The sequence below is a fragment of the Flavobacterium flavigenum genome (genome assembly GCF_027111255.2).
GTDB classification, from domain to species: Bacteria; Bacteroidota; Bacteroidia; order Flavobacteriales; family Flavobacteriaceae; genus Flavobacterium; species Flavobacterium flavigenum.
This window is the reverse complement of sequence record NZ_CP114285.2, coordinates 5215801-5242443: the sequence shown is the minus strand read 5'-3', so window position 1 is coordinate 5242443 and position 26643 is coordinate 5215801. Positions and strand designations below refer to the sequence as shown.

Annotated in this window: 22 protein-coding genes; 15 read left to right on the top strand and 7 right to left on the bottom strand. The window is 33.8% G+C overall.

Annotation, left to right across the window (positions count from 1 at the left end; translation table 11 throughout):
- Nucleotides 1-26: 26 nt before the first annotated feature.
- Nucleotides 27-2669: a DNA gyrase subunit A gene (gene gyrA, locus OZP09_RS21750; RefSeq protein WP_269235713.1), complete on the bottom strand. Its 2643-nt coding sequence runs from the start codon at nucleotides 2667-2669 to the stop codon at nucleotides 27-29.
- A gap of 256 nt (nucleotides 2670-2925) precedes the next feature.
- On the opposite strand from gyrA, the gene OZP09_RS21745 reads away from it, so the two are divergent.
- From OZP09_RS21745 to OZP09_RS21735, 3 genes are all read left to right on the top strand, one after another.
- A complete protein-coding gene (locus tag OZP09_RS21745; RefSeq protein WP_281309998.1) occupies nucleotides 2926-5472 on the top strand; it encodes an ATP-dependent Clp protease ATP-binding subunit in 2547 nt (848 codons plus the stop codon).
- A gap of 141 nt (nucleotides 5473-5613) precedes the next feature.
- A complete protein-coding gene (gene rimK / locus OZP09_RS21740) occupies nucleotides 5614-6984 on the top strand; it encodes a 30S ribosomal protein S6--L-glutamate ligase (RefSeq protein WP_281309997.1) in 1371 nt (456 codons plus the stop codon).
- 81 nt (nucleotides 6985-7065) lie between these two features.
- Nucleotides 7066-7581 (top strand): DUF421 domain-containing protein, encoded by a 516-nt coding sequence (locus tag OZP09_RS21735; protein WP_269235711.1) that lies wholly within the window; start codon nucleotides 7066-7068, stop codon nucleotides 7579-7581.
- Nucleotides 7582-7662: 81 nt separating this feature from the next.
- On the opposite strand, the gene OZP09_RS21730 is transcribed toward OZP09_RS21735, so the two are convergent.
- From OZP09_RS21730 to OZP09_RS21720, 3 genes are all read right to left on the bottom strand, one after another.
- A complete protein-coding gene (locus OZP09_RS21730) occupies nucleotides 7663-8112 on the bottom strand; it encodes a hypothetical protein (RefSeq protein WP_269235710.1) in 450 nt (149 codons plus the stop codon).
- 225 nt (nucleotides 8113-8337) lie between these two features.
- Nucleotides 8338-9687 carry a DEAD/DEAH box helicase gene (locus tag OZP09_RS21725; protein WP_281309996.1) on the bottom strand — a complete coding sequence of 450 codons (1350 nt, stop codon included), beginning with the start codon at nucleotides 9685-9687 and terminating at the stop codon, nucleotides 8338-8340.
- A gap of 451 nt (nucleotides 9688-10138) precedes the next feature.
- Nucleotides 10139-10762 (bottom strand): NUDIX hydrolase, encoded by a 624-nt coding sequence (locus tag OZP09_RS21720; RefSeq protein ID WP_269235709.1) that lies wholly within the window; start codon nucleotides 10760-10762, stop codon nucleotides 10139-10141.
- 7 nt (nucleotides 10763-10769) lie between these two features.
- On the opposite strand from OZP09_RS21720, the gene pyrE reads away from it, so the two are divergent.
- Both pyrE and OZP09_RS21710 read left to right on the top strand, forming a co-directional pair.
- Nucleotides 10770-11414: an orotate phosphoribosyltransferase gene (gene pyrE, locus OZP09_RS21715; RefSeq protein WP_269235708.1), complete on the top strand. Its 645-nt coding sequence runs from the start codon at nucleotides 10770-10772 to the stop codon at nucleotides 11412-11414.
- A gap of 63 nt (nucleotides 11415-11477) precedes the next feature.
- Nucleotides 11478-11870, top strand: coding sequence for an SRPBCC family protein (locus OZP09_RS21710; protein WP_269235707.1), 393 nt, complete (start codon nucleotides 11478-11480; stop codon nucleotides 11868-11870).
- 113 nt (nucleotides 11871-11983) lie between these two features.
- Here the strand turns inward: OZP09_RS21710 and OZP09_RS21705 are convergent, their stop codons facing one another.
- A complete protein-coding gene (locus OZP09_RS21705) occupies nucleotides 11984-12712 on the bottom strand; it encodes a biotin--[acetyl-CoA-carboxylase] ligase (protein WP_269235706.1) in 729 nt (242 codons plus the stop codon).
- Nucleotides 12713-12804: 92 nt separating this feature from the next.
- On the opposite strand from OZP09_RS21705, the gene rsfS reads away from it, so the two are divergent.
- The 7 genes from rsfS (at nucleotide 12805) to OZP09_RS21670 (ending at nucleotide 18432) form a co-directional block, all read left to right on the top strand.
- Nucleotides 12805-13176, top strand: coding sequence for a ribosome silencing factor (rsfS, locus tag OZP09_RS21700; protein WP_110306154.1), 372 nt, complete (start codon nucleotides 12805-12807; stop codon nucleotides 13174-13176).
- Nucleotides 13177-13194: 18 nt separating this feature from the next.
- Nucleotides 13195-15120 carry an ATP-dependent zinc metalloprotease FtsH gene (gene ftsH / locus OZP09_RS21695; protein ID WP_223680925.1) on the top strand — a complete coding sequence of 642 codons (1926 nt, stop codon included), beginning with the start codon at nucleotides 13195-13197 and terminating at the stop codon, nucleotides 15118-15120.
- 115 nt (nucleotides 15121-15235) lie between these two features.
- Nucleotides 15236-15841: a lactate utilization protein B/C gene (locus OZP09_RS21690; protein ID WP_223680923.1), complete on the top strand. Its 606-nt coding sequence runs from the start codon at nucleotides 15236-15238 to the stop codon at nucleotides 15839-15841.
- 1 nt (nucleotide 15842) lies between these two features.
- Nucleotides 15843-16733, top strand: coding sequence for a phosphatidate cytidylyltransferase (locus tag OZP09_RS21685; protein ID WP_269235705.1), 891 nt, complete (start codon nucleotides 15843-15845; stop codon nucleotides 16731-16733).
- Complete coding sequence (locus OZP09_RS21680) at nucleotides 16723-17376, top strand: phosphatidylserine decarboxylase family protein (protein ID WP_269235704.1); 654 nt, start codon at nucleotides 16723-16725, stop codon at nucleotides 17374-17376. The genes OZP09_RS21685 and OZP09_RS21680 overlap by 11 nt, the downstream gene beginning before the upstream one ends.
- Nucleotides 17376-17645 (top strand): acyl-CoA-binding protein, encoded by a 270-nt coding sequence (locus OZP09_RS21675; RefSeq protein ID WP_269235703.1) that lies wholly within the window; start codon nucleotides 17376-17378, stop codon nucleotides 17643-17645. Before OZP09_RS21680 ends, OZP09_RS21675 begins: the two co-directional genes overlap by 1 nt.
- A 7-nt stretch (nucleotides 17646-17652) precedes the next feature.
- A complete protein-coding gene (locus tag OZP09_RS21670; protein WP_269235702.1) occupies nucleotides 17653-18432 on the top strand; it encodes a superoxide dismutase in 780 nt (259 codons plus the stop codon).
- An 80-nt stretch (nucleotides 18433-18512) separates the two neighbouring features.
- On the opposite strand, the gene glmM is transcribed toward OZP09_RS21670, so the two are convergent.
- Nucleotides 18513-19901 carry a phosphoglucosamine mutase gene (glmM, locus tag OZP09_RS21665; RefSeq protein WP_281309995.1) on the bottom strand — a complete coding sequence of 463 codons (1389 nt, stop codon included), beginning with the start codon at nucleotides 19899-19901 and terminating at the stop codon, nucleotides 18513-18515.
- Nucleotides 19902-20108: 207 nt separating this feature from the next.
- On the opposite strand from glmM, the gene OZP09_RS21660 reads away from it, so the two are divergent.
- The 3 genes from OZP09_RS21660 (at nucleotide 20109) to uvrA (ending at nucleotide 25509) form a co-directional block, all read left to right on the top strand.
- Nucleotides 20109-20693 carry an acyl carrier protein phosphodiesterase gene (locus tag OZP09_RS21660; protein WP_269235701.1) on the top strand — a complete coding sequence of 195 codons (585 nt, stop codon included), beginning with the start codon at nucleotides 20109-20111 and terminating at the stop codon, nucleotides 20691-20693.
- A 75-nt stretch (nucleotides 20694-20768) separates the two neighbouring features.
- Nucleotides 20769-22553 (top strand): chloride channel protein, encoded by a 1785-nt coding sequence (locus OZP09_RS21655; RefSeq protein WP_269235700.1) that lies wholly within the window; start codon nucleotides 20769-20771, stop codon nucleotides 22551-22553.
- A 124-nt stretch (nucleotides 22554-22677) separates the two neighbouring features.
- Complete coding sequence (gene uvrA / locus OZP09_RS21650) at nucleotides 22678-25509, top strand: excinuclease ABC subunit UvrA (protein ID WP_281309994.1); 2832 nt, start codon at nucleotides 22678-22680, stop codon at nucleotides 25507-25509.
- Between the two features lie 79 nt (nucleotides 25510-25588).
- On the opposite strand, the gene OZP09_RS21645 is transcribed toward uvrA, so the two are convergent.
- A complete protein-coding gene (locus OZP09_RS21645; protein WP_269237938.1) occupies nucleotides 25589-26500 on the bottom strand; it encodes a ClpXP adapter SpxH family protein in 912 nt (303 codons plus the stop codon).
- Between the last annotated feature and the right edge of the window lie 143 nt (nucleotides 26501-26643).

Sequence of the window (26643 nt, the reverse complement as noted above, 5' to 3'; positions counted from 1 at the left end):
ATTAATTTTAATTTGTGTGGTTCATTTTATTCTTCAGATTCCTCTTCTTCAGCATCATCCTCATCTTCAACTTCTTCTTCAGAATCATCGTCTTCATCATCTTCGGCTGCACTGTCATCTTCAAGAACTTCTAAATCGGGTTTAACCCTTTCAATTCCGGATTCAATAACATTTCCGTCTTCATCTACAACAACTTCATCAACTTCATCTTTCATCACAGTTGTAACAGCTGCAATAGAATCTTTCCCTTTTAAATTAATAAGTCTTACACCCTGGGTAGCACGCCCCATAACACGTAAATCTTCAATCGCCATTCTGATTGTCAGTCCTGATTTATTGATAATCATCAAATCATCAGAATCCGTTACAGCATTAATAGAGATTAATTTTCCTGTTTTTTCAGTGATATTTAGCGTTTTAACTCCTTTACCTCCACGGTTTGTAATTCTGTAAACATCTTCACCATCTTCATCAACTAATTTAGTACGTTTACCATAACCATTTTCAGTTACAACCAGAATTTGTGAATCATTAATATCATTTTTATCAACAGTAACCATACCAATAACTTCATCAGTATCATCTTTTAGTGTGATACCGCGAACTCCAGAAGCTGTTCTTCCCATTGGACGCGTTTTCGTTTCTTCAAAACGAACCAGTTTTCCGGATTTTACAGCTAAGATAATTTGGCTTTCTCCGTTTGTTAACTGTGCCCCCATCAACTCATCACCTTCTTTAATAGTAATAGCTGCTACACCATTTACTCTAGGCTTAGAATATTTCTCTAAAGATGTTTTCTTAACCTGACCTTGTTTCGTAACCATAACCAAATTATGGCTGTTGATGTAATCTTTATCTTTTAAGTCTTGTGTACAAATGAAAGCTTTTACTTTATCATCGCTTTCAATATTTACAAGGTTTTGAATTGCTCTTCCTTTTGCCGTTTTACTTCCTTCAGGAATTTCATAAACACGCATCCAGAAACATTTTCCTTTTTGCGTAAAGAACATCATATATTGATGATTTGTAGCTACAAACATATGCTCAAGGAAATCCTGATCTCTTGTCCCGGCACTTTTTTGACCAACTCCTCCTCTATTTTGAGTTTTGTATTCTGTTAAGTTTGTACGTTTGATGTAACCTGCATGCGAAATTGTAATTACTACATTTTCATCGGCAATTAAATCTTCAATACTTACGTCTCCACCAGAATATTCAATTTGGGAACGACGCTCGTCTCCATATTTATCACGGATTTCAACAAGTTCTTCCTTAATTAAGTCGGTTCTCAAATTAACATCTGCCAATAAAGCTTTTAAATGCTCTATTAATTTCATCAACTCTTCGTACTCAGCTCTTAATTTATCCTGTTCAAGACCAGTCAACTGTCGTAAACGCATTTCAACAATTGCACGAGCCTGAATGTCTGATAAACTGAATCTCTCAATTAATTTCTCACGTGCTTCTTCTGTATTTTTAGAACCTCTGATAATTGCAATTACTTCATCAATATTGTCTGATGCTATAATTAATCCTTCTAAAATATGAGCTCTTTCTTCTGCTTTACGCAATTCAAACTGCGTTCTTCTAACTACAACATCATGGCGGTGCTCAATAAAATAATGAATCATGTCTTTCAGATTCAGCATTTGAGGACGGCCTTTTACCAATGCAATATTATTTACACTGAAAGAAGACTGTAATTGTGTAAATTTATATAAGGTATTTAAAACTACATTTGGAGTTGCATCGCGCTTTAAGATGTAAACGATACGCATACCGTTTCTGTCAGATTCGTCACGGATATTCGCAATACCTTCGATTTTCTTCTCGTTAACCAGGTCTGCTGTACGTTTAATCATATCAGCTTTATTAACCTGATACGGAATTTCAGTAACAATGATAGATTCCCTTCCGTCAACTTCTTCAAAACCGACTTTAGCACGCATTACAATACGCCCTCTACCGGTTTTAAATGCTTCACGTACGCCTTCATAACCATATATTATACCACCGGTTGGAAAATCCGGAGCTTTAATATGTGTCATTAATTCGTCTACTTCAATATCGTTATTATCAAGGTATGCCAGAGTACCATTGATAACTTCTGTTAAATTGTGTGGAGGCATATTGGTTGCCATACCAACTGCAATACCTGTTGCTCCATTAACTAATAAGGTAGGAACTCTTGTAGGCATTACTTTTGGTTCATATAATGTATCGTCAAAGTTCAATTGAAAATCAACAGTTTCTTTTTCGATATCTGCCATAATTTCTTCCGAAATCCTTTTCATTCTGGCCTCAGTGTAACGCATTGCTGCAGGGCTATCCCCATCTACAGAACCAAAATTACCCTGACCATCAACTAAAAGATAACGCATACTCCATTCCTGAGCCATACGAACCATGGCATCATAAACAGATGTATCCCCATGAGGGTGATACTTACCCAGAACTTCTCCCACGATTCTCGCAGATTTTTTGTGGGCTGATCTTGATGTTACTCCTAAGTCATACATTCCGTAAAGAACTCTTCGATGTACCGGTTTCAAGCCATCTCTAACATCCGGAAGTGCCCTTGATACGATTACCGACATCGAATAATCGATGTAAGCTGATTTCATTTCTTCTTCGATGTTAATAGGAATTAACTTTTCTCCTTCAGACATAATGTTATATTAAATAATTATATTAATTTTCAAAGCGTGCCAAGATACGTTTTTTTGAAATTTTTTCAGCTATTTCCTTACAGATATTTCAATGATTTATTAACAACTTTTTTTTGCGTTTTAGTTAATAAATTAAGCCTTTTTTAACTGTTTTATTACTATTTTTTTTGTCTATTAGCTGACAGGTGTTTCTGAAAGGTATGGTTTTTGTTTTTCAATCACTAATTCATTAAATTTACAATACCAATTATATATTATGGATGATAATTTTTCACCAAGAGTAAAAGATGTTATTACATACAGTAAAGAGGAAGCTCTTCGCTTAGGGCACGACTTTATTGGTACTGAACATCTAATGCTGGGCATTTTAAGAGATGGTAACGGAAAAGCTATTCATATACTTAATAACCTGGCAGTCGATTTAGACCATTTACGCAGGAAGGTAGAAATACTGAGTCCGGCCAACCACAGCGTTGAAGTAAACACCGAAAAGAAGAATCTTCATCTTACCCGACAGGCCGAAAGAGCCCTGAAGACAACCTTCCTTGAAGCTAAAGTATTTCAAAGCTCGTCGATTAGCACGGCACACCTGCTTTTATGCATCTTGCGAAACGAAAACGACCCAACAACCAAGCTATTGAATAAGCTAAAAATAGATTATGATATAGCTAAAGAACAATATTTAAATATGACGCCAAACGAAGAAGAATTCTTAGAAAACTTGCCAAAAAACGAATCATATAACGATGATCCAGGACAAGATGACAGTTTAAAAGAAAGTAGTTTTAACAATCCAGCCAATAAGTCAAACAAAAAATCGAAAACTCCGGTATTAGATAATTTTGGGAGAGATTTAACAGAAATGGCCGAAGAAGGAAAACTGGATCCTGTTGTAGGACGCGAAAAAGAAATTGAACGTGTTTCTCAAATCTTAAGCCGAAGAAAAAAGAACAACCCACTCCTTATTGGAGAGCCGGGAGTTGGTAAATCTGCTATCGCAGAAGGACTGGCTTTGCGCATAATCCAAAAGAAAGTATCGCGTATTCTTTTTCACAAACGCGTTGTTACCCTTGACCTGGCAAGCTTAGTTGCCGGAACAAAATATAGAGGACAATTTGAAGAAAGAATGAAAGCCGTAATGAACGAGCTTGAGAAAAACGACGATATTATTCTTTTTATTGATGAAATACATACTATTGTTGGTGCCGGCGGAGCAACTGGTTCACTTGATGCCTCAAACATGTTTAAACCAGCATTAGCAAGAGGTGAAATACAATGTATTGGTGCTACCACTCTTGATGAGTACAGACAATATATTGAAAAAGATGGTGCTTTAGAAAGACGTTTCCAAAAAGTAATTGTGGAACCAACTTCTGTTGAAGAAACAATTGCCATTTTGAACAATGTAAAAGACAAATACGAAGACCATCACAATGTAACTTATACTCAGGAAGCAATTGAAGCCTGCGTTAAATTAACCAACAGATATATGTCTGAACGTTTTTTACCAGACAAAGCTATCGATGCTATGGACGAGGCCGGATCTCGTGTACACATCACTAATATTGACGTTCCAAAGCAAATTTTGGATCTGGAACGCCAGTTAGAAGAAGTGCGTGAGAACAAAAATATGGTTGTCAAAAAGCAAAAATATGAAGAGGCTGCCAAACTTCGTGATGATGAAAAACGTATTGAAAAAGATTTAGCCCTTGCTCAGGAACAATGGGAAGAAGATTCTAAAAGCAATAGAATTGAAGTTACTGAAGACAATGTAGCCGATGTGGTTTCTATGATGACCGGAATTCCTGTAAATCGAATTGCACAGACGGAAAGTAATAAATTAGCCAAATTACCTGAATTGATTCAGAATAAAGTGATCGGACAAAACGATGCTGTTTTAAAAATTGCACGTTCTATTCAGCGTAACAGAGCCGGACTTAAAGATCCAAACAAACCAATTGGTTCATTTATTTTCTTAGGTCAGACCGGAGTTGGTAAAACACAATTGGCAAAAGTTTTAGCAAAAGAATTATTCGATTCTGAAGATGCTTTGGTTCGTATCGACATGAGCGAATATATGGAGAAATTTGCTATCTCCCGTTTAGTTGGAGCGCCTCCGGGATATGTTGGTTATGAAGAAGGTGGTCAATTGACTGAAAAAGTTCGCAGAAAACCTTATTGTGTTGTCCTTTTAGATGAGATCGAAAAAGCACATCCAGATGTATTCAACATGATGCTTCAGGTTTTAGATGATGGTTATCTGACTGATAGTTTAGGTCGTAAAATCGACTTTAAAAACACAATCATTATCATGACTTCGAATGTTGGTGCACGTCAGTTAAAAGATTTCGGACAAGGTGTTGGATTCGGAACTGCTGCTAAAGTGGCTCAGGCTGATGAAAATTCTAAAAGCATTATCGAAAATGCATTGAAGAAAACTTTTGCTCCTGAATTCTTAAACAGAATTGATGACGTAATTGTATTTAATGCATTAGAAAAAGCTGACATTGATCTTATCATCGAGATTGAGCTTAAAAAATTATACGCTCGTATTTCTGAACTTGGATATAATTTAAGTTTGACAGATAAAGCAAAAGCTTTTATTGCCGAAAAAGGCTTTGACAGACAATTTGGAGCAAGACCACTAAAAAGAGCTATCCAAAAATATGTTGAAGATTTGTTAGCCGAAGAAATCATCACTTCAAAAATACATTCAGGTGATGAAATTGTAATGGATTTGAAAGATGATTCTCAGGAACTTTCAGTAGAAATACATAAAGCAGAAGAACCGACCAATCAATAAATTAGTTTAAATTTATAACAGAAATAACACACCCGTTACGTTTTCATAACATAACGGGTGTATTTTTTTAGATAAATCACTATCTTTAATAAAGCAAATAGCTATTTTTGGTTATTAAATCTCTACAATAAAAAACAATATATGCTTCAAAACAAAGTCATTTTAGGCAGTGAAGAATGGTGCGCATTTCCTGAACTGGGAATCCCTACAATTAAGGCTCGTGTGGATTCAGGCGCAAAAACTTCGGCAATGCATGCCATCAATATAGCTCCATTTATAAAAAATGATGCCAATTGGGTAAAATTCGATATTAATCCAATTCAGAATAACATTAAAACCGTAATCCATTGTGAAGCTCCTTTGATTGATAAAAGAATTGTAAAAAGTTCAAGCGGTTTCAGGGAACATCGTTATGTAATTCAGACCAGCATTAAACTTGGCGAAATAAAATGGCCAATCGAAATGACACTGACCAATCGGGATTCTATGGGATTTCGTATGCTTTTGGGACGTGAAGCAATGAGCGGACGCGTATTAGTCGACCCTGAAGAAAAATACATGCTGGGACAACCTTCTACTGAAACGTTAAAAGAACTTTATCAAAATTCTGAAAAGGCAAGTTCCGGATTACGAATTGGGCTTTTAGCAAGCAATCCCGAATTATACAGCAACAAAAGAATTATGGAAGCCGGCGAAATGCGTGGCCATGAAATGCATTTTTTAAACATCAAAGAATGCTATATGAAACTGGATGCTAAAACTCCCGAAATCCATTATCGTGGTGGAAAAATACTAAACCAGTTTGACGCTATTATTCCGAGAATTCGTCCAAGTATTACTTTTTATGGCTGTGCCCTGACCCGTCAATTCGAAGCTTTGAAAGTATTTGTTTTAAATTCGGCTACAGCCATAACACAGTCACGAGATAAATTGTACTCGCTGCAACTGCTTTTAAATAGCGGTATTGATATTCCAACGACTGGTTTTGCAAATTCTCCTTTAGACACTGACAATTTAATTAAAATGGTTGGAGGCTCTCCTTTAATTGTAAAATTACTAGAAGGAACGCAAGGAAAAGGCGTTGTTTTGGCCGAAACCAAAAAAGCTGCAGAAAGCGTAATAAATGCCTTTAAAAGTCTAAACGCAAATATTTTAGTCCAGGAATTCATTAAAGAAGCTAACGGAAAAGACATTCGCTGTTTTGTGATTGATGGCAAAGTAGTCGCAGCCATTCAGCGCGAGGCTATGCCAGGCGAATTTAGAGCTAATATTCATTTGGGCGGAACTGCATCAGTAATAAAAGTAACTGCTGAAGAAAAAAAGATCGCGATTAAAGCCGCAAAAGCAATGGATTTAAAAGTAGCTGGTGTTGACATCATTCGTTCATCTAAAGGACCTCTATTGCTTGAAGTAAATTCTTCTCCAGGACTTGAAGGAATTGAAGGCGCTACAAATAAAGATGTTGCCGGGGAAATGATCAAAGCAATAGAAAAGAATTTTAAATTAAGTTAAGTTAAAACATACAGATATTTAAAAAGCTTTGTCAGTTTTAAACTTTGACAAGGCTTTTTTGTTAACTTTAAAATAAAAAATATGCATTTCCCTTATTTAGACATCATTTTAAGAAGTGCTGCCGTCTATTTTTTTATGACAATTGCTATACGAATATTCGGCAAAAAAGAGCTATCCCAATTAAACACTGCTGACATTATTCTGATTTTACTAATTAGTAATTCCGTTCAAAACGCAATGGTAGGCACAGACACCAGTCTTTGGGGAGGTTTGGTAGCTGCTTTGGTCTTGTTTGTAATCAACTTTATAATTAAAAAATTGACACACAAATACAAGCTTATTGGCGATTTACTTCTAGATAAGCCCGAAGTATTGATTCATGATGGAAAACTTGATTTTACAACTTTAAGTAAATTAGACATTTCCAACGATGAATTAAAAGAAGCAATGCGAGAACATGGCTTAGAACACTTTAATGACGTTAAACTGTGCATGCTTGAAATTGACGGTACAATTAGTGTGATTTCTGAAGACAAAAAACACTTGAAACAAACCCATTACAAGCGAAAACACAATCATAAGAATTTTAGAAAATAATACTTTTTAGAAATATTTATAATCAAAAAAGGCTATTCAAAAAACTGAATAGCCTCTTTAAAAATTTTATTTTAAAGCAAATTATTTTTGAAATAATTTATTGATCTGATCTTTTACGAAAGGCTCAGAAACATTGCTTGAACCTGAAGAAGCATCTTTGCTTGAAACCATAAACTGAACTGTAGCTTTTTCAGGAAGAGTATTTCCTGTGTAATGCAACCAAATATAGTTGTTAGGCAATTCTAATTTAATATCATATAAGGGAGTCGCATTAAAACCATTCATAATGATACTATAAAGACTTGCATAGTCGTTATTTACGTTTTTAAAAGAGAATTTTCTTAAGCTTGAAGAATCGTCATCATCACTCACAATACTAGTATAATAAACAGTATATTCATCTCCAATTTTTTGAATGTAGTTGTTGTTTACTTTTCCTAATTTTTCAACAGGTACAGTTTCAAGTACTTTAATCTGTGCAAATGATACAAAACTAAAAAGTAAAACGGCAAGGGTAATAATCTTTTTCATAATGACTTTGGGGTTAATTTTTATACTATTAATAATCGCCGAAATTATGAAAAATTACTTCTAAAACTATACTTTGATTAACATTAAATTGTGAATTTTATATATTTTTTCACAAACAAAGAACAAAAAATAATTAACTTTTTAAAAATCAATAAATTACATCAGGTATTAAATTCAATATTTAGAATATATTTTTTAACTTGAGTTAAAAAACAAAACATTTATTTATCTGCCCTCTTCTTTTTTTACAACTTTTCTCGCAACCTCAATTTTAAATTTCTTTCCTTTCATCTTCTCATCTTTTACATTTTTAATTAAATCTTTCACTTTGTTATAATTTACAGCTGCAAACGAAACGAAATCTTTCACTTCAATTAAACCCAAATCATCTTTTTCCAGTTTTCCTTTTTGCAAAAAGAAACCGACGATATCAAACTTATTCAGTTTTGTTTTTTTTCCTCCACTGATATAAACAGTTTGAAATTCAGGAGGTTTTGGCAGAACAGCAGCATTTTCTACATTGAGGATTTCGATTCCATAATCAATATAATCCATTTTTTTCTCACTTTCGTGCATAATAATGTAAGCTGTTCCTGAAGCCTGCATACGTGCGGTACGACCATTACGATGGGTAAATTCATCTTCTTTTAAAGGCAAATGATAATGAATGACGTGTTTCATCTCCGGAATATCCAGCCCACGAGCGGCTAAATCGGTAGTAATTAAATAACTCATGCTTCCGTTTCTAAACTGAATTAAAGCACGTTCCCGTTCCTCCTGATCCATACCACCGTGATAGTAAACTGAATAAATCCCTTTTTCATTTAAAGTATCACTAATACGTTCGGCAGCATCGCGATGATTACAAAATATAATAGCCGACTGTGATTTTAAGGAACAAATCAAATTAAATAAGCTTTCTAATTTATCTTTAAGAGGCGAAACTACCATTTTCAACGAAAGATTTGCTTTTTCCTCTTCTTCCGGAATAAAATCTAAAATGGTTGGATTTACTACTCTGGTGTATTTCGGAATTTCAATATCTGAAGTTGCAGAAACTAAAACTCTTTTATTCACTTTTGGTAATCTTCCAATAATAAAAGACATTTGCTCATGAAAACCCAATTGCAGTGACTTATCGAATTCATCCAGAATTAGAGTCTGAATTTTATCTGTGCGAAAAGTTTCTCTGTCAATATGATCTGCTATTCTCCCAGGAGTTCCAATTAAAACAGCAGGCGGATTGCTTAAGTTTTTAATTTCTGTATCAATCGAATGTCCGCCATAGCAAATATTTACTTTATAACTGGTACCCATTTTTTTCCAGACTTGCTCAATTTGTAATCCAAGTTCACGGGACGGAACCAAAATTAAACATTGAACTGATAAAATTTCGTGCTGTAATAATTCCAAAACCGGAAGCAGAAAGGCTAATGTTTTTCCCGAACCTGTTGGGGAAAGCAATAAAACATTGTTTTCATTTAAAATAGCATCTTGTGCCATTTCCTGCATTTCATTCAGGTTCTCAATTCCTAAATTCGAAAGTATATTGACTGGATGTTGTTTTTTATTCATTTTGCAAAAGTAGGTAAATTTGTTTCAGGTTTTCTCGTTTCAGGTTTCAGGCTGAAATACTGATGATTTAAATTAATGCATATTATTACGTTTGTATTTTTGAACACGCTATTTTCTAATCGAAAGCACAATTAGATTACAATTACAAACATTTTGTATATTTATGAAAAACCCATGTAAATATCATATTATATATACTTTAAAGGACAAAAAAATCAATTACATAACCAAGAAATTATTTTACGGTTTTAAATACAAAGAAATATCAGAGAGTTTTTCACATACTTCCAATAATCTGACAGCAAAAAACTCAAAACAAATTCTAAAACTTCGCGTGAGGGATAGAAGCAAGCTACCTAAGTAGCGCGGATAGCCCGACAGCATTTATCAAAAGCCCCAATGAACGCAAAGTTGATTGGGGCTTTTGATAAATGGTGGCACGTCATGATAATTAATTAGAGTCTGGAATTTTAAAAATTGGTTTTCCTTCCTCTTCAAACAATAATTTAATGTTTTCATAAGAATTTTTAAGCGCTTCTTTGATTTGTTCCGGATTTAGCCACGCTACTTTTTCGATACCCTCTTCTAGTTGCCCTTGAGGTGTTCCTTCAAAATCAGAGTACATCTCAAACCAATGTGTGATTTTTAATTTATATTTTCCGTTGCGTTTAAAAACATGATAGGTTTTTTGGAGTTTATTTGTAATTCGGAGTTGATTAACTCCTGTTTCTTCCTCAACTTCGCGCATAGCAGTTTGTTCAATCTCCTCTCCTTTTTCGGTCCCACCCTTTGGCAAGTCCCATTTTCCGTTTCTAAAAATAAACAAAACTTCACCTTTTTTATTATAAACAAAACCTCCTCCGGCTTTATTTACAGGTATTTTGGCTTTTAGCGTCTTCATTATTTCCTTCTCGTCGGGATGGTATAAATAGGCCTTTTGAATTTTATTTTGAAATATTTTCACAATAAGCTGCTCTATATCAATACTCTCCAACAGGAACAATTGAAAATTAGTCTCTTTTGAGATTTCATTTGTCAAAAAAAGTGGTTTGTCGTTCACAAAAACTTTATACATTTGTACTATGATTTTTAATAAAGATACCGCCGAAAAAACAGCAGAATTGCTTTTGCAAATAAATGCAATTAAATTGAATCCAGAAAATCCTTTTACATGGGCTTCCGGATGGAAATCACCTATTTATTGTGACAACAGATTAATTCTTTCATTTCCAATTATCCGAAATTACATTCGTGATGAATTTGCGAAAAACATAGAAAAACAATTTGGCAAGCCAGATGTTATTGCAGGAGTTGCTACAGGAGCTATTGGAATTGGGATTCTTGTTGCGGAAAGCCTTGGATTACCATTTGTATATGTACGCCCTGAACCGAAAAAACACGGAAGACAAAATCAGGTTGAAGGCTTTTTGCAAAAAGGTCAGAATGTTATTGTTGTCGAAGATTTAATCAGCACTGGTAACAGCAGTCTTATGGCTGTAGAAGCTTTACGTAATGAAGGTGCAAATATTAAAGGGATGGCAGCCATTTTTACTTATGGTTTTAGTGTTGCTGAAGAAAATTTCAAAAATGCAAATATTGATTTATTTACATTGAGTAATTATGAAAACTTATTAAGTTTAGCTGTTCAGAAACAATATATTAGTGAAGATCAGCAAACAACTTTACAAGACTGGAGTGTTAGTCCTTCAACGTGGAGACAGGAATAATATAAGGTCTAATCTGCCTTTTAGGAACTTTACCAGAAAAATAATAAAAAACGATAAAACAAAATGAACTTAGAAAGTCCAAAAGTTACCGTTCAGAAATCAGCCCAGGAATTATTTGGTTTACTGTCTGATGTAAAGAGTTTTGAAAAATTAATGCCGGATAATATAGCTAAATTTGAAGTAACCGGGGAAGATGCTTTTATTTTTGGACTAAAAGGGATGCCGGAAATAAAACTTAAAATGAAAGACAAAATAGCTCCTAATAAAATCGTTTTGGGTGCTGCAAGTGATAAGCTTCCTTTTACTTTAATTTCAAATATTGATAGTATTTCGGATTCAGAAAGTGCTGTTCAGTTATTTTTTGAAGGTGAATTTAACGCCATGATGGCCATGATGGTTAAAGGTCCAATCAGTAAGTTTATTGAAACTTTAGCCAATAATATGAATAAACTTTAATAATCGAATTATTAGTTGTGAATTATAAATGAAAGTCCAGTCTAACGATTGGACTTTTTTTCATTTATGCAATAATTTTGTAATATATACTTTAAGTAAGTAACCAAATCGGACTAATAAAGCATTTGAATCTCCTTTATTTCAAATTCAGCAATAGAATCATCTTCAAGTAAAACCTGAAGCTTTCCGATTGGAGAAACACCCTGAATAATTCCCATGAAATTTTTATTGTGAAGATTCTTAAATGGCATTGGCACTCCTTTTCTGAATAAGAAATTGAAATATTCTTGCTGATACAAAGCAGAATTATTTTCCCATAATCCTATTTTTTGTTTTATTTTCTCAATGATTAAAAAAGGAAGGGATTCTTTATCAAATTCCTTATTACAAATTACTTTTAATGATGATGCATGTGGCAAATGTTCAAAATTCGTCTGATTAACATTCAATCCTAACCCAACTACTGACACGATTCTGCCATCACTTTTTAGAGTGTTTTCAATAAGTATGCCACCTATTTTCTTGTTATATGACATAATGTCGTTAGACCATTTAATACTTAAATGAGGAATATCTAATTCTTTTAATGTTTCGATTACACTCAATGAAACTATTAAACTCAGATCAAAAACCTTTTCCGTATCAAATAAAAAATCTTTAACCAAAACACTCATAATTAAGTTTTTACCGGCCGCAGAAACCCATTTGGCACCCATTTGCCCTTTGCCTTTTGTCTGATTTTCAGCTGTTACCACTGTGAAATTATCTATTTCATCCTGACTGGATAATGCCTTAAGAAAGTCATTTGTTGAATCTATGGCATCGAGTTTGATTAGTTTCATTAAAATAATTTTAATAACTTAATTTAATATTTTGTTAAGGTTCAAAAATAATGACAAATTTTGGTAACTTTACAAATTCATAAATATAATTCATGGCGAAAAAGACTATTAATAATGATGTTCTGTTGGCGAACATAATCAAAGGGATTGAAGAAGTAAAAGGAAATGATATCGATATTCTGGACTTAAGAGAAATAGAAACGGCAGTTTGTGACTATTTCGTAATTTGTAACGGAAGTTCAAACACACAGGTTAACGCTATAGTAAACTCCATTCAGAAAACAGTGTCGAAAGACTTAAAAGATAAACCATGGCATGTAGAAGGAACCGATAATGCAGAATGGGTTCTTATGGATTATGTGCACATCGTGGTACATGTTTTTCAAAAGCATATTCGTGAATACTATAATATCGAAAGCCTTTGGGGTGACGCCAAAATAACTACAATCGAAAACAAATACTAAAAGAAACTTTCTCTAATAATGGCTAAAGATAATAATCCAAATCCGAGTAAATTCAAAATAAGCCCCTGGCTAATATACGCCGCAATACTTTTGGTATTTTTATTTATAAGTTTTGCAACAGGAGGTTCTAATCTGAGCGAACCAGCCCAATTAAAATCGTCTGACATTGATAATATGCTGGCTAAAGGGCAAATTAAAAACGTTATTATATTCAACAATAAAGATGCTGAAATCTATCTTTCTGATGCAGCATTAAAAGATCCTGCGAATAAAAAAGTAGCCAAAGATATGTTTGACAGGCCTAACAAAGGTCCTCATTACACTACTAAATTTGGTGATTTAAAATCTTTTCAGGAAAAACTAGACAAAGCTAAAGCAGAAAAAAAGCTAGTTGATTATGACTTTAAAGAAGCAAGCAACTGGAGTGATATTTTAGTTAGCTTATTACCTATCATCATCATCATTGGTGTATGGATTTTCATAATGCGCAAAATGTCTGGCGGAGGTGCTGGCGGAGGCGGACAAATTTTCAATATCGGAAAATCTAAGGCTAAACTTTTTGACGAAAAAACAGATATTAAAACTACTTTTAAAGATGTCGCTGGTCTAGAAGGGGCTAAAGAAGAAATTCAGGAAATTGTTGAATTCCTTAAAAACCCAGAAAAATACACCAACCTTGGAGGTAAAATTCCTAAAGGAGCTTTATTGGTAGGACCTCCGGGAACTGGTAAAACATTATTAGCAAAAGCTGTTGCCGGTGAAGCTCAAGTACCATTTTTCTCTTTATCAGGTTCTGATTTCGTAGAAATGTTCGTAGGAGTTGGTGCATCACGTGTTCGTGATTTATTCAAGCAGGCAAAAGAAAAATCTCCAGCAATCATTTTCATTGATGAAATCGATGCTGTAGGTAGAGCCAGAGGAAAAAGCAATATGTCTGGAGGAAATGATGAAAGAGAAAACACCTTAAACCAATTACTAACAGAAATGGATGGTTTTGGTACTAACTCTAACGTAATTGTTTTAGCTGCAACAAATAGAGCTGACGTTCTTGACAAAGCTTTAATGCGTGCGGGACGTTTTGACAGACAGATTTTTGTTGACTTACCAGACATTCGCGAAAGAGCTGAAATTTTCCAGGTACACTTAAAACCTATTAAAAAAGTTGAGGGTCTTGATTTGGATTTTCTTGCAAAACAAACACCAGGATTCTCCGGTGCTGATATTGCAAATGTTTGTAATGAAGCTGCTTTAATTGCTGCCCGTAACAACAAAGCAGCAGTCGACAGACAAGATTTTCTTGATGCGGTTGACAGAATCATTGGAGGTCTTGAAAAGAAAAACAAAATCATTACTCCAGAAGAAAAAAGAGCAATTGCAATTCACGAAGCTGGTCATGCAACTGTGAGCTGGATGTTAGAGCATGCTGCACCACTTATCAAAGTAACTATTGTTCCTCGAGGACAAAGTTTAGGTGCTGCCTGGTATCTTCCAGAAGAAAGACAAATCGTGAGAACAGATCAAATGTTAGACGAAATGTGTGCAACTATGGGAGGAAGAGCTGCCGAAAAAGTAACTTTTGACAGAATTTCTACCGGAGCATTAAGCGATTTAGAGAAAGTAACGCGCCAGGCTCGTGCTATGGTAACCATTTACGGCTTGAATGACAAAATTGGAAACGTTACATATTACGATTCAACAGGACAAAGTGAGTATAACTTTTCTAAACCATATTCTGATGAAACTGCAAAAATTATTGATGCTGAAATTTCAGAATTAATTGAAGGGCAATACCAAAGAGCTATTCAAATACTCGAAGAAAATAAAGATAAATTAAATCAGCTTGCTGATATCTTAATCGAAAAAGAAGTCATCTTTAAAGATGATCTTGAGACAATTTTCGGAAAACGTACTTGGGATAAAAATTTAGAAGAGGTCGTTTCATAAATTATTCGATACATTAAGTAATATTTTTTAAAATCTTAATTCAAAATACCCTTTTGAATTAAGATTTTTTTATCTTTGAACGTTTTCAATTAACATGTAAAGTATTTCACATAAAATGAGTTTTTTCAAAAAAATATTTGGTTCTGCCAATACTTCATCTGATGAAGAAAATGAAAGTGAATATGGAAATAATCCTACTCCAAACAGTCATTTGTCAATAGATGAACAATTCATTTTTAATTTTAAAAAAAATGGAGGTAAATTTTTATATTGCGAAAACAAACAGGAAGTAGAAGAACAATTTGAAAATATTTTAGAAGAAAATGACTGGTTTGAAAATGAGGTTTTATGTTACGAACCTGCTCTTTTTCATTTATTAGAAGAAAATAAATTGCTCTATATTTCCCCTAAAAATCCAAAATTCTTATTAGCGTCCTGTGAAAATCTTATTGCTGATGAAGGTTCAATTTTATTTTCATCAAAACAAATTAGGCAAGACAAACCAAACGAATTACCTGCTAATATTGTCATAATAGCAACAACAAGCCAAATACTACCTATGAAAAGTGATGGCCTGAGCGCTATAAAAAGAAAATACGAACGAGATTACCCTACAAATATTACTACAATAAAATATTTCGAAAAAGCAAAAGAAGAAGATTTTACTCAATACGGAAGTGTTGCAAAAAATTTATACTTGTTGCTCTTAGAGGACCTTTAAGATGAATGAAACACTCAAGAGGACCATTTCTGGTGCTGTTTATATTGCTTTACTACTAACTTCTATTTTGTTTTCTACAGAAAGCTTTATTATCCTGTTTGGCATTTTTCTACTCATTACTGTTTATGAATTCAGTAACTTAGTTAACCTCAATAAAGTCTTTTCCATTCTTTTCAGTATTTTATTATACTCGAGTATTATACTATTAAGTCACTACAATAAACAAACTGCTTTATTTTTAGAAGATTCGTTTCATTTAAACTTAAATCTAGATACCAATACTCAACAACTCGATTTAATACTTCTGGCTGTTACTATTGTTATCGCTATAAAATGCATTTTATTCTTATTTTACGACAATGTACAGAAAGTAAGTACTTCTTCCAAATACCTTTATTTACTTGGATACATTACCTTGCCATTTGTTTTTATCATTAAAATTTCTTTTGGAACTAATGATTATAATCCAAAAATAATTATTGGATTATTTATTTTGATCTGGACAAATGATACATTTGCTTATTTAGTTGGAAAATCAATTGGAAAACATAAATTATTTGAACGTATTTCGCCTAAAAAAACGATAGAAGGTTTTCTTGGCGGGGTTGTTTTTGCTGCTTTTGCAGGCTTTTTGATTTCAAAATTTTACATTCAGCCCAATCCTGAATTCAGCAGCAGATCTATTTTGATTTGGACGATTATTGCTTTAATTGCCAGTATTTTTGGAACAATTGGTGACTTGATCGAATCAAAATTTAAAAGAATAGCAGATGTAAAGGACAGTGGTACCATCATGCCCGGACATGGAGGTATTTTAGATCGATTAGATAGTGTTATATTTGTAGCACCAGTTATATTTTTATTTTATCAAATTTTATATTATGTTTCATAAAGAAGGAGGACCGTCCATTTTATTAGGTGTAGTTTTTACTGTAATTGTGGTTTTATTAGCTGACCAATTTATTGATATTTACTGGCTACAAAAACTAGTGCAAATTTTTGCTTTAGCAGTTTTAATTATAATTCTGCAATTTTTCAGAAACCCAAAAAGAATTGCAGTTCGAAACAGTAATCACATCCTTGCTCCCGTGGATGGAAAAGTTGTGGTTATTGAAGAAGTTTATGAAGGTGAATTTTTTAAAGACAAACGTTTACAGGTTTCTATTTTTATGTCTCCTATTAATGTGCACGTAACTCGTTATGCAATGGACGGAATTATAAAATTTAGTAAATATCATCCTGGGAAGTTTTTAGTTGCGTGGCATCCAAAAGCAAGTGAAGAAAATGAAAGAACAACTGTTGTAATAGAAAACGACACATTTGGACAAATACTTTACAGACAAATTGCCGGTGCATTGGCACGAAGAATTGTAAATTATGCTAAAGAAGGAACCCATGTTATTCAGGGTACTGATGCGGGCTTTATTAAATTTGGTTCAAGAGTAGATTTATTTTTACCTTTAGGTACTCCAATTGATGTAGTTTTGGGCCAAAAAGCAATTGGAGGTAAAACAATCATCGCTACAAAAGCTTAATGAGTAAAAAAGATTTAGATATTCGTTTTTCTGAAGCTGTAGAAAAAGCTATGACAATGACACAGGCTTCACTGCCACAAGATGTGCAGTTAAGACTTTATGCATATTACAAACAAGCTACGTTTGGAACTGCCGTGTACAATCAATCTGAAAATTTTGGTTTGCGTGACGCGTTCAAAACAAATGCATGGATGCAAATTAGTCATATATCTATTGAAGAAGCAAAAGAAAATTACATTGAAATAATCAATTTGCTAACATCAATATAATTAAATTATGAAAAAAAACATGATTCGTTTTACTTTCACAGCTTCATTACTGATGTTATTTTCCTGTAATGATAAAAAGTTGATTGAGGTTGTTGAAGTGCCTCTACCCACAAAAGAAGAAAAAATCATAATTGGAACTCCTGCAGATGTAAAAGCTGATGAAGGTTCTTTTGCTTTAACAAAGTTACCTTTTAGCTATGATGCTTTAGCTCCCGCAATAAGATCTCTGACTTTAGAAACCCATTATTCTAAACATTATTTATCCTATACTAATAATTTAAATAAAGAAATTGCTTCAACAGAATTTGAAAATGCGCCTATTGAAGATATCCTTAAAAAAATGGATATGAATAATACCAAACTTCGTCAAAATGCAGGCGGTTATTACAATCATACTCTTTATTTTGATATTTTGACACCAAAAGAACAAACTCCAAAAGATACTTTGGCTGGCTCAATTAATAAAGAATTTGGATCATTTAACAACCTTACCACTCAATTTAAAAATGAAGCGACTAAACAATTCGGCTCAGGTTGGGTTTGGCTGGTTGTAGATAAGGCAGGAAAATTACAAATTACAACTACTGAGAATCAGGATAACCCTTTAATGAGAAATGCATTAATTCCCGGCACACCTATTATGGGAATTGACTTATGGGAGCATGCATATTATCTTGATTATCAAAACAGAAAAGGAAGTTACATAGACGCTTTTTACAAATTGATCAATTGGGAAAAGGTAAACGAAAATTATAAAACAGCTCTAAGCAAAGTTAAAAAGTATTAAAAAAATCCATTTTAAAACAAAAAAGTTTGATGAAATAATCATCAAACTTTTTTTATTTCCAATACTTAATATATTAATTTTTAAATACCAGCGATTGCTTTTATTTCATCAATTATTCGAAGTGCCAAAACATCGGCTTTTTCCTGAGAAGGCGCTTCTGTATAAATACGAATAATAGGCTCTGTATTTGATTTTCTTAAATGAACCCATTCTTGCGCGAAATCAATTTTTACACCGTCAATAGTTGAAATATCTTCATTTTTATATTTATCAGTCATAGCAACTAAAATTGCATCAACATCAATTTGAGGTGTCAGTTCTATTTTATTTTTGCTCATATAATATTGCGGATATGAAGCACGTAAGGCAGAAACTGATATTTTTTTGTTTGCCAGATGTGTTAAAAATAAAGCTACTCCAACCAAACTGTCTCTTCCATAATGTGATTCAGGATAAATAATCCCACCATTACCTTCTCCTCCAATGATGGCATTGTTTTTTTTCATTAATTCTACCACATTCACCTCACCCACTGCACTAGTTTCATAATTCCCATTATGTGCTTTTGTTACATCGCGCAAAGCACGGGAAGATGACATATTCGAAACTGTATTTCCAGGAGTCTTGCTTAAAACATAATCTGCACAGGCTACTAAAGTATATTCTTCTCCGAACATTTCTCCATCTTCACTAATAAAAGCTAATCTGTCAACATCCGGGTCTACCACAATTCCTAGGTGAGCATTTTCCTTTACAACTAATTCAGAAATATCAGTTAAATGCTCTTTCAAAGGTTCAGGATTATGAGCAAAATGTCCATTTGGCTCGCAATATAATTTTACAACTTCAACGCCCATTAATTCCAGTAATTTTGGAATAATAATTCCCCCCGAAGAATTTACACCATCAACAACAACTTTAAATCTTGCCTCTTTTACTGCCTGAATATCCACTAATGGTAAGTTTAAAACTTCATCAATGTGAATATCCATATAAGCATCATTTACTGTAATTTCCCCTAAATTATCGACATCTGAAAAATCGAAAGCTTCAGCTTCAGCAATTTCAAGGATTTTTGCACCTTCAGCACCGCTTAAAAATTCGCCTTTTTCATTCAGCAATTTTAGTGCGTTCCATTGTTTAGGATTATGTGAAGCTGTTAGAATAATTCCTCCATCCGCTTTTTCCAATGGTACAGCGATTTCTACCGTTGGTGTTGTCGAAAGTCCAAGGTCAATTACATTAATCCCCAAACCTATTAGTGTATTTACAACAAGATTATGAATCATTGGACCTGAAATTCTGGCATCACGCCCAATTACAACAGTCAGTTTTTCTTTTGAAGTGTTATTTTTCAGAAAGGTTCCGTATGCTGATGCAAATTTTACAGCATCGACTGGAGTCAGGTTATCTCCTACTTTACCACCGATTGTTCCTCTTATTCCTGAAATCGATTTTATTAAAGTCATTTTTGTGAGTTAAGGTTATTTATCTACAAATATAAAAAAGTTGTCGGTTTACTTAGATGCTCTGGCACCAAGATTTCAAAATAATCGTTAATGCTTATAATAAACAACCAACTTTTTTTAACAAAAATGATTTAAAAAGTTTTTTATACATTTACGTTGATGATTCGTAGTTTATGAAATCCTCCTAAATTATAATACGGCAAAACAATGAATTTCCTTGCACATATATATCTTTCAGGTGAAAATGATTTAATTAAAATTGGCAATTTTATGGCTGATGGTATCCGTGGAAAACAATTTGAACACTTTCCTGATGATATACAAAAAGGAATTATTTTACATCGTTTTATAGATACTTATACCGATTCACATGATGTTTTCAGACAGAGCACCAAGCGCCTACATAAAAAATATCACCATTACGCAGGAGTAATTGTTGACATCGTTTACGATCATTTTTTAGCTAAAAACTGGACAAAATATTCAGACGAAAAATTAGAAGATTTCATCAATCGCTTTTACAATTCATTACATGACAATTATGCTGTATTAACTGAAAAAACTCAGGATTTAATGCCCTATATGATTGAAAGAAACTGGCTTTTGAGTTACCGTACTGTTGAAGGAATTCATCAAATTTTGACACAGATGGACAGAAGGTCAAAAAATATATCCAAAATGCAGTTTGCCAGCGAAGAATTAAAACAATATTATACCGATTTCGAAGAGGAATTCACCATTTTTTTTGAAGATATTCAATACCAGTCAAAACAAAAGTTACTTTCACTGTAAGATTTACACTCAAAATTTACACGAATTTGAATTCTAAGAGTTAAATTTGTAAACTCCTTAATTTTTCGAAACAGAATGCTTAAAAAATATTTTAGAAAATTAGAAAGCATTATTGCTTTAGCCCAGTCATTAATGACGCCAAAGCAGTTTATTTTCCTATCAAGTGTATTGATTGGCATCTCATGTTCGTTAGCCGTAATTATTTTAAAAACTTTTGCCCATAGCGTATTTTCTTTTGCAACCTATATTAGCGGAATTTTAAAATGGAGTTTTATCTCGGGGATTTTACCTATTATTGGTATTTTGCTTACTGTTTTTGTTGTAAACAGAATATTGAACGGAAGTATTGAAAAAGGAACTTCCCAAATTTTGTATGCAGTTGCAAAAAAAGCCGGTATAATTCCAAAAAAACAAATGTATGCCCAAATTATAACCAGCTCCTTAACTGTAGGTTTGGGAGGTTCAGCAGGTCTTGAAAGTCCAATTGTGATTACTGGGGCAGCATTCGGATCAAACTTTGCTCAAAACTATAAATTAGCCTATAAAGACAGGACGCTTCTTATTGGCTGTGGAGTTGCAGCAGGAATTTCAGCAGCTTTTAACGCACCTATTGCAGGAGTTCTTTTTGCCATAGAAGTTTTATTAGTGGATGTAAGCATTTCCGCCTTTACGCCTATTATGATTTCGGCAGCTACGGGAGCTTTAGTATCTGCTATTGTATTAGATGAATCCATCCTTTTATCCTTCAAAAAACAGGAAGCTTTTGATTATCACAACATTCCTTTTTATGTGTTTTTAGGAATATTAACAGGATTTATGGCTGTTTATTATGCCCGAAATTTTCAAAAAGTAGAGCATTATTTTTCGAAATTAAAAATGAATGCTTATAAAAAGGCATTGTTTGGATCATCAATTCTGGCACTACTTATCTTTGTTTTTCCCACCCTTTTTGGAGAGGGTTATGAAAGTATCAGGACTTTATCTGAAACGGATCCTGGAAAACTGTTAGAGAATACCTTGTTTGCAGATTTCAGAAATAATGAATGGATTTTGCTGTTATTTGTTGGGTCTACGATGATGATCAAAGTCTTTGCTTCCGGACTTACCATTGGAAGCGGCGGAAATGGAGGTAATTTTGCCCCATCTTTATTTCTGGGTTCTTATCTGGGTTATTTCTTTTCAAAATTTATATCCATGATTGGTCTATCAAAATTACCAATCACCAATTTTACGATGGTAGGAATGGCAGGTATTTTGAGCGGATTGTTCCATGCACCGCTAACCTCGATATTCTTAATAGCTGAGATAACCGGTGGCTACGGCTTAATGATTCCGTTAATGATTGTATCTTCAATAAGCTTTGCCATTTCGAAACGCTTTGAAAAATATTCCCTTGATGTAAAAAATCTTGCTAAAAAAGGACATGCGTTTACCAGCAATAAGGATTCAAACATTTTATCTACCCTTGATATCGATTCTATCATTCAGACCGATTATCTGACCGTTCATCCAGATGAAAATTTAAACAAATTAGTAGATTTGATTTCGCATTCCAATCAGGTTGTTTTTGCTGTTGTTACTAATGAAAAAGACCTTGTTGGTATCGTACATTTTAACGATATCAGAGAAATTATTTTTAACACATACCGCGTAAAATACACTTTGATTAAAGATGTAATGAAAATGCCTCCTGCAACGATTTCTTCTTATGATAGCATGGAAATTGTAATGACAAAGTTTGAAAAGACCAAATCAGCATTCCTTCCGGTTATTCGAAATGATAAATATTACGGCTTTATTTCTAAATCTATAGCACTTGAAGCTTATAGAATGAAACTGCGTTCAATGACTATTGAATAATTTTATTGTTTAGAATAAATTTAGTTAACACTAGTGTTTTTTGTTACAATTTTTAACATAAACTTCTGCACCCTAGTCTAAAAAGAACAAATCAAAGTGGTAACTTTGCGTTTTGCTCAAATTTATGCTAGATAAAGACAATACTATTGAAGTTCTTGGTGCAAGAGTTCATAATCTTAAAAATATAGACATTTCAATTCCACGTGAAAAGCTGGTTGTAATTACCGGTTTGTCAGGCTCTGGAAAATCCTCTTTGGCGTTTGACACAATTTATGCTGAAGGGCAGCGTCGTTATGTAGAAACTTTTTCGGCATATGCCAGACAATTCCTTGGAGGATTAGAACGTCCGGATGTTGATAAAATCGACGGGCTTTCTCCTGTAATCGCGATTGAACAAAAAACAACCAGTAAAAGTCCCCGTTCTACAGTTGGAACCATTACTGAAATATACGATTTTCTTAGACTTTTATATGCCCGAGGTGCTGATGCATACAGTTATAACACAGGCGAAAAAATGGTTTCCTACTCTGATGAACAAATTAAAGATTTGATTATTCAGGATTATACCGGAAAACGAATTAACATTCTCGCCCCGGTCATTAAAGCCAGAAAAGGACATTACGCTGAGTTATTTCAGCAAATCACCAAACAGGGATTCTTAAAGGTGCGTGTAAATGGTGAAGTTCAGGATTTGGTTGCCGGAATGAAACTGGACCGTTACAAAACTCATGATATTGAAATTGTTGTTGACCGAATGGTAATTGAAGATAATGCCGATACACAAAAAAGGTTATCGGAAAGTATCAATACGGCAATGCATCATGGTGAAGATGTATTGATAATTTTAGATCAGGATTCGGATGAAGTACGCTATTTCAGTCGGAATTTGATGTGCCCGTCAACCGGAATATCGTATCAAAACCCTGAACCGAATTTATTTTCATTCAACTCTCCAAAAGGCGCCTGCCCACATTGTAACGGGTTGGGAACGGTACACGAAATCAATGTTAAAAAAATCATTCCGAATCCGAAATTATCAATAAAAGCTGGTGGATTTGCTCCGCTTGGCGAATATAAATCGTCCTGGATTTTCAAACAATTAGAAACTATTGGAGAAAAATTCGGATTCAAAATCACGGATCCAATTGAAAAAATTCCTGAAGAAGCTTTAAATATGATTCTTTATGGTGGAAAAGACAAATTTACTATCAACTCAAAAGATCTTGGCGTTACGAGAGAGTATAAAATTGATTTTGAAGGAATTTCTAATTTCATTAAAAATCAATATGATGAAAGCGCCACAACAAGCATAAAACGCTGGGCAAAAGATTTCATGGACGAAATAAATTGTCCGGTTTGCGATGGTTCGCGTTTAAAAAAGGAAGCACAGTTTTTTAGGGTAAATGGAAAAAACATTACCGAGTTGTGCGAAATGGATATTTCAGACTTGACAGCATGGTTTCATGACCTGAATAGTCATTTAACGGACAAACAGCTTTTAATTGCTTCTGAAGTTGTAAAAGAAATTAAAGACCGATTGAACTTTTTGATGAATGTAGGTTTGAATTATCTGGCTTTAAGCCGAAGTTCAAAATCACTTTCCGGTGGTGAAGCGCAGCGTATCCGTTTGGCAACACAAATTGGTTCGCAATTGGTTGGTGTTTTATATATTTTGGATGAACCAAGTATTGGTTTACACCAAAGAGACAACGAAAAACTGATTCAATCCCTTGAACAATTGCGGGATATTGGAAATTCGGTTATTGTGGTGGAACATGACAAAGACATGATTGAAACTGCTGATTATGTTATTGATATTGGTCCTAAAGCAGGAAAATACGGAGGAGAAATTATCAGTATTGGTACACCTGCTGAGACTTTGAAATCAAATACAATTACTGCTCAATACCTAAACGGTAAAATGAAACTGGAGATTCCTAAAGAACGAAGAAAAGGAAATGGAAAATTTCTTAAACTGACCGGAGCAACAGGTAATAATTTAAAAAATGTTTCGATTGAAATTCCGTTAGGAAAATTAATTTGTGTTACAGGGGTTTCCGGAAGCGGTAAATCGACTTTGATTAATGAAACACTTTATCCGATTCTGAATGCTTATTATTTTAATGGTGTAAAAAAACCTCAGCCTTATAAAAAGATTGAAGGTTTAGAGCATATAGACAAAGTAATTGATATTGACCAAAGTCCGATTGGGCGTACACCCCGTTCGAATCCGGCAACTTACACAGAAGTTTTTACAGAAATCCGAAACTTATTTACTATGACTTCTGAAAGCATGATACGCGGATATAAAGCAGGACGCTTTAGTTTTAACGTAAAGGGAGGTCGTTGTGAAACCTGTGAAGGCTCAGGTGTGAGAACAATCGAAATGAATTTTCTTCCGGATGTTTATGTAGAATGTGAAACCTGTCAGGGAAAACGTTTTAACAGAGAAACCTTAGAAATTCGATATAAAGGAAAATCAATTTCGGATGTTCTGGATATGACAGTTGATGAAGCCGTTCCGTTTTTTGAAAATATTCCGAAAATCTATAGAAAAGTAAAAACAATTCAGGATGTTGGTTTAGGATACATTACACTTGGCCAGCAAAGCACCACACTATCAGGTGGTGAAGCACAGCGTATTAAATTAGCAGGGGAATTATCAAAAAAAGATACCGGAAATACATTTTATATTCTGGATGAACCCACAACAGGACTCCATTTTGAAGACATCCGTGTTTTAATGGAAGTAATAAACAAACTGGTTGATAAAGGAAATACGATATTAGTGATTGAACATAATATGGACGTTATTAAACTAGCCGATTATATTATTGATATTGGCCCTGAAGGAGGAAAAGGTGGCGGTCAATTGGTTGCAAAAGGAACTCCGGAAGAAGTTGCCCAGAATAAAAAAAGCTATACAGCTAAGTTTTTGAAAAAAGAGCTGGTTTAAAAAAACTTACACAAATAAAAAAACAGTAGAGATTTACATTACTACTGTTTTTTTAACTCTTTTAAAAAAATTAATATCTTTAAATCTTTTGCCTCCACAAAGAACCATTTTTTGTGATAAGTTCCACTAAAATCCCCTTACCAGAAAGCTCATTTAAAAGATTTTCACTTTCGTTACGAGGTGTTCCTGAAAGCTCTGAAAACTCTTTTGCTGTAAGCGAATCATATTTTTCAAAAAGAGATTCCCAAGTTTTTCCATATTGATTTTTTGGTGCAGCAGAATATAATTTTAAAATGGCTGATTCGTAACCAGCATATGGTTTTGCACCATAAATAGCTTCATTATTTCCTGTATTATTAAAAAAGAATAATGTTGGAAAACCTCTTACTCCTAATTTCTTTGCTAGTTTTAAGTCTTCTTCAAAGGCTATTTTTGCCTTTGTTTCACAGTCAACTTTTAATTTTTCTGCATCAAGTCCTGCTTTTTTCGCAGCTGCTATCAAATACTCCATTTTTGTAATGTTCTTTTTGTCTAAAAAGATCATTTCTCTTAAAATCCGCAAAAACAAAATTGATTTTTCATTATCCTGCATTTGTGCGGCTTTAAAAGCAATGGATGGCGGGTAAGACGAATGTAGAGGATCTTCCAGCCAAACATCACCATCAATTGGCATATCATAATAAATACTTACTTCGTCCCAATGATGTGCCACATCAGATGGTTTGCTGATGCCTCCGCTATTGTAACTCCAATCCGGCAGCAGACCACCCATTCGATATTCAAATTCTATGCTGTTACCATATTCTAGTTTTAGTTTGCGCAGTTGAGGCTCTATTCCCCAACAAGAGGAGCAAATCGGATCTGTAAAATATATAACCCTGATAGGTTTCTCTGTATTTTGCAATATAACTTTTGAATTCGCTGCGCTATCTGGAATTCCACATATTCCTTCTACAGGATCGCATAAAAGCGGATTATTTTTTTCTTCCATGTTATTAGTCATCTGTATCTGGCAGTATAGACCGCCATGCATGATTAGGGTTATTAAAAGTTTATTAATTGGGTTCATATTAGAATTTGCCTCTGTAGCCGTTCTATATTCAGCACTATTTTTATTTTAATGCGCTAAATAAT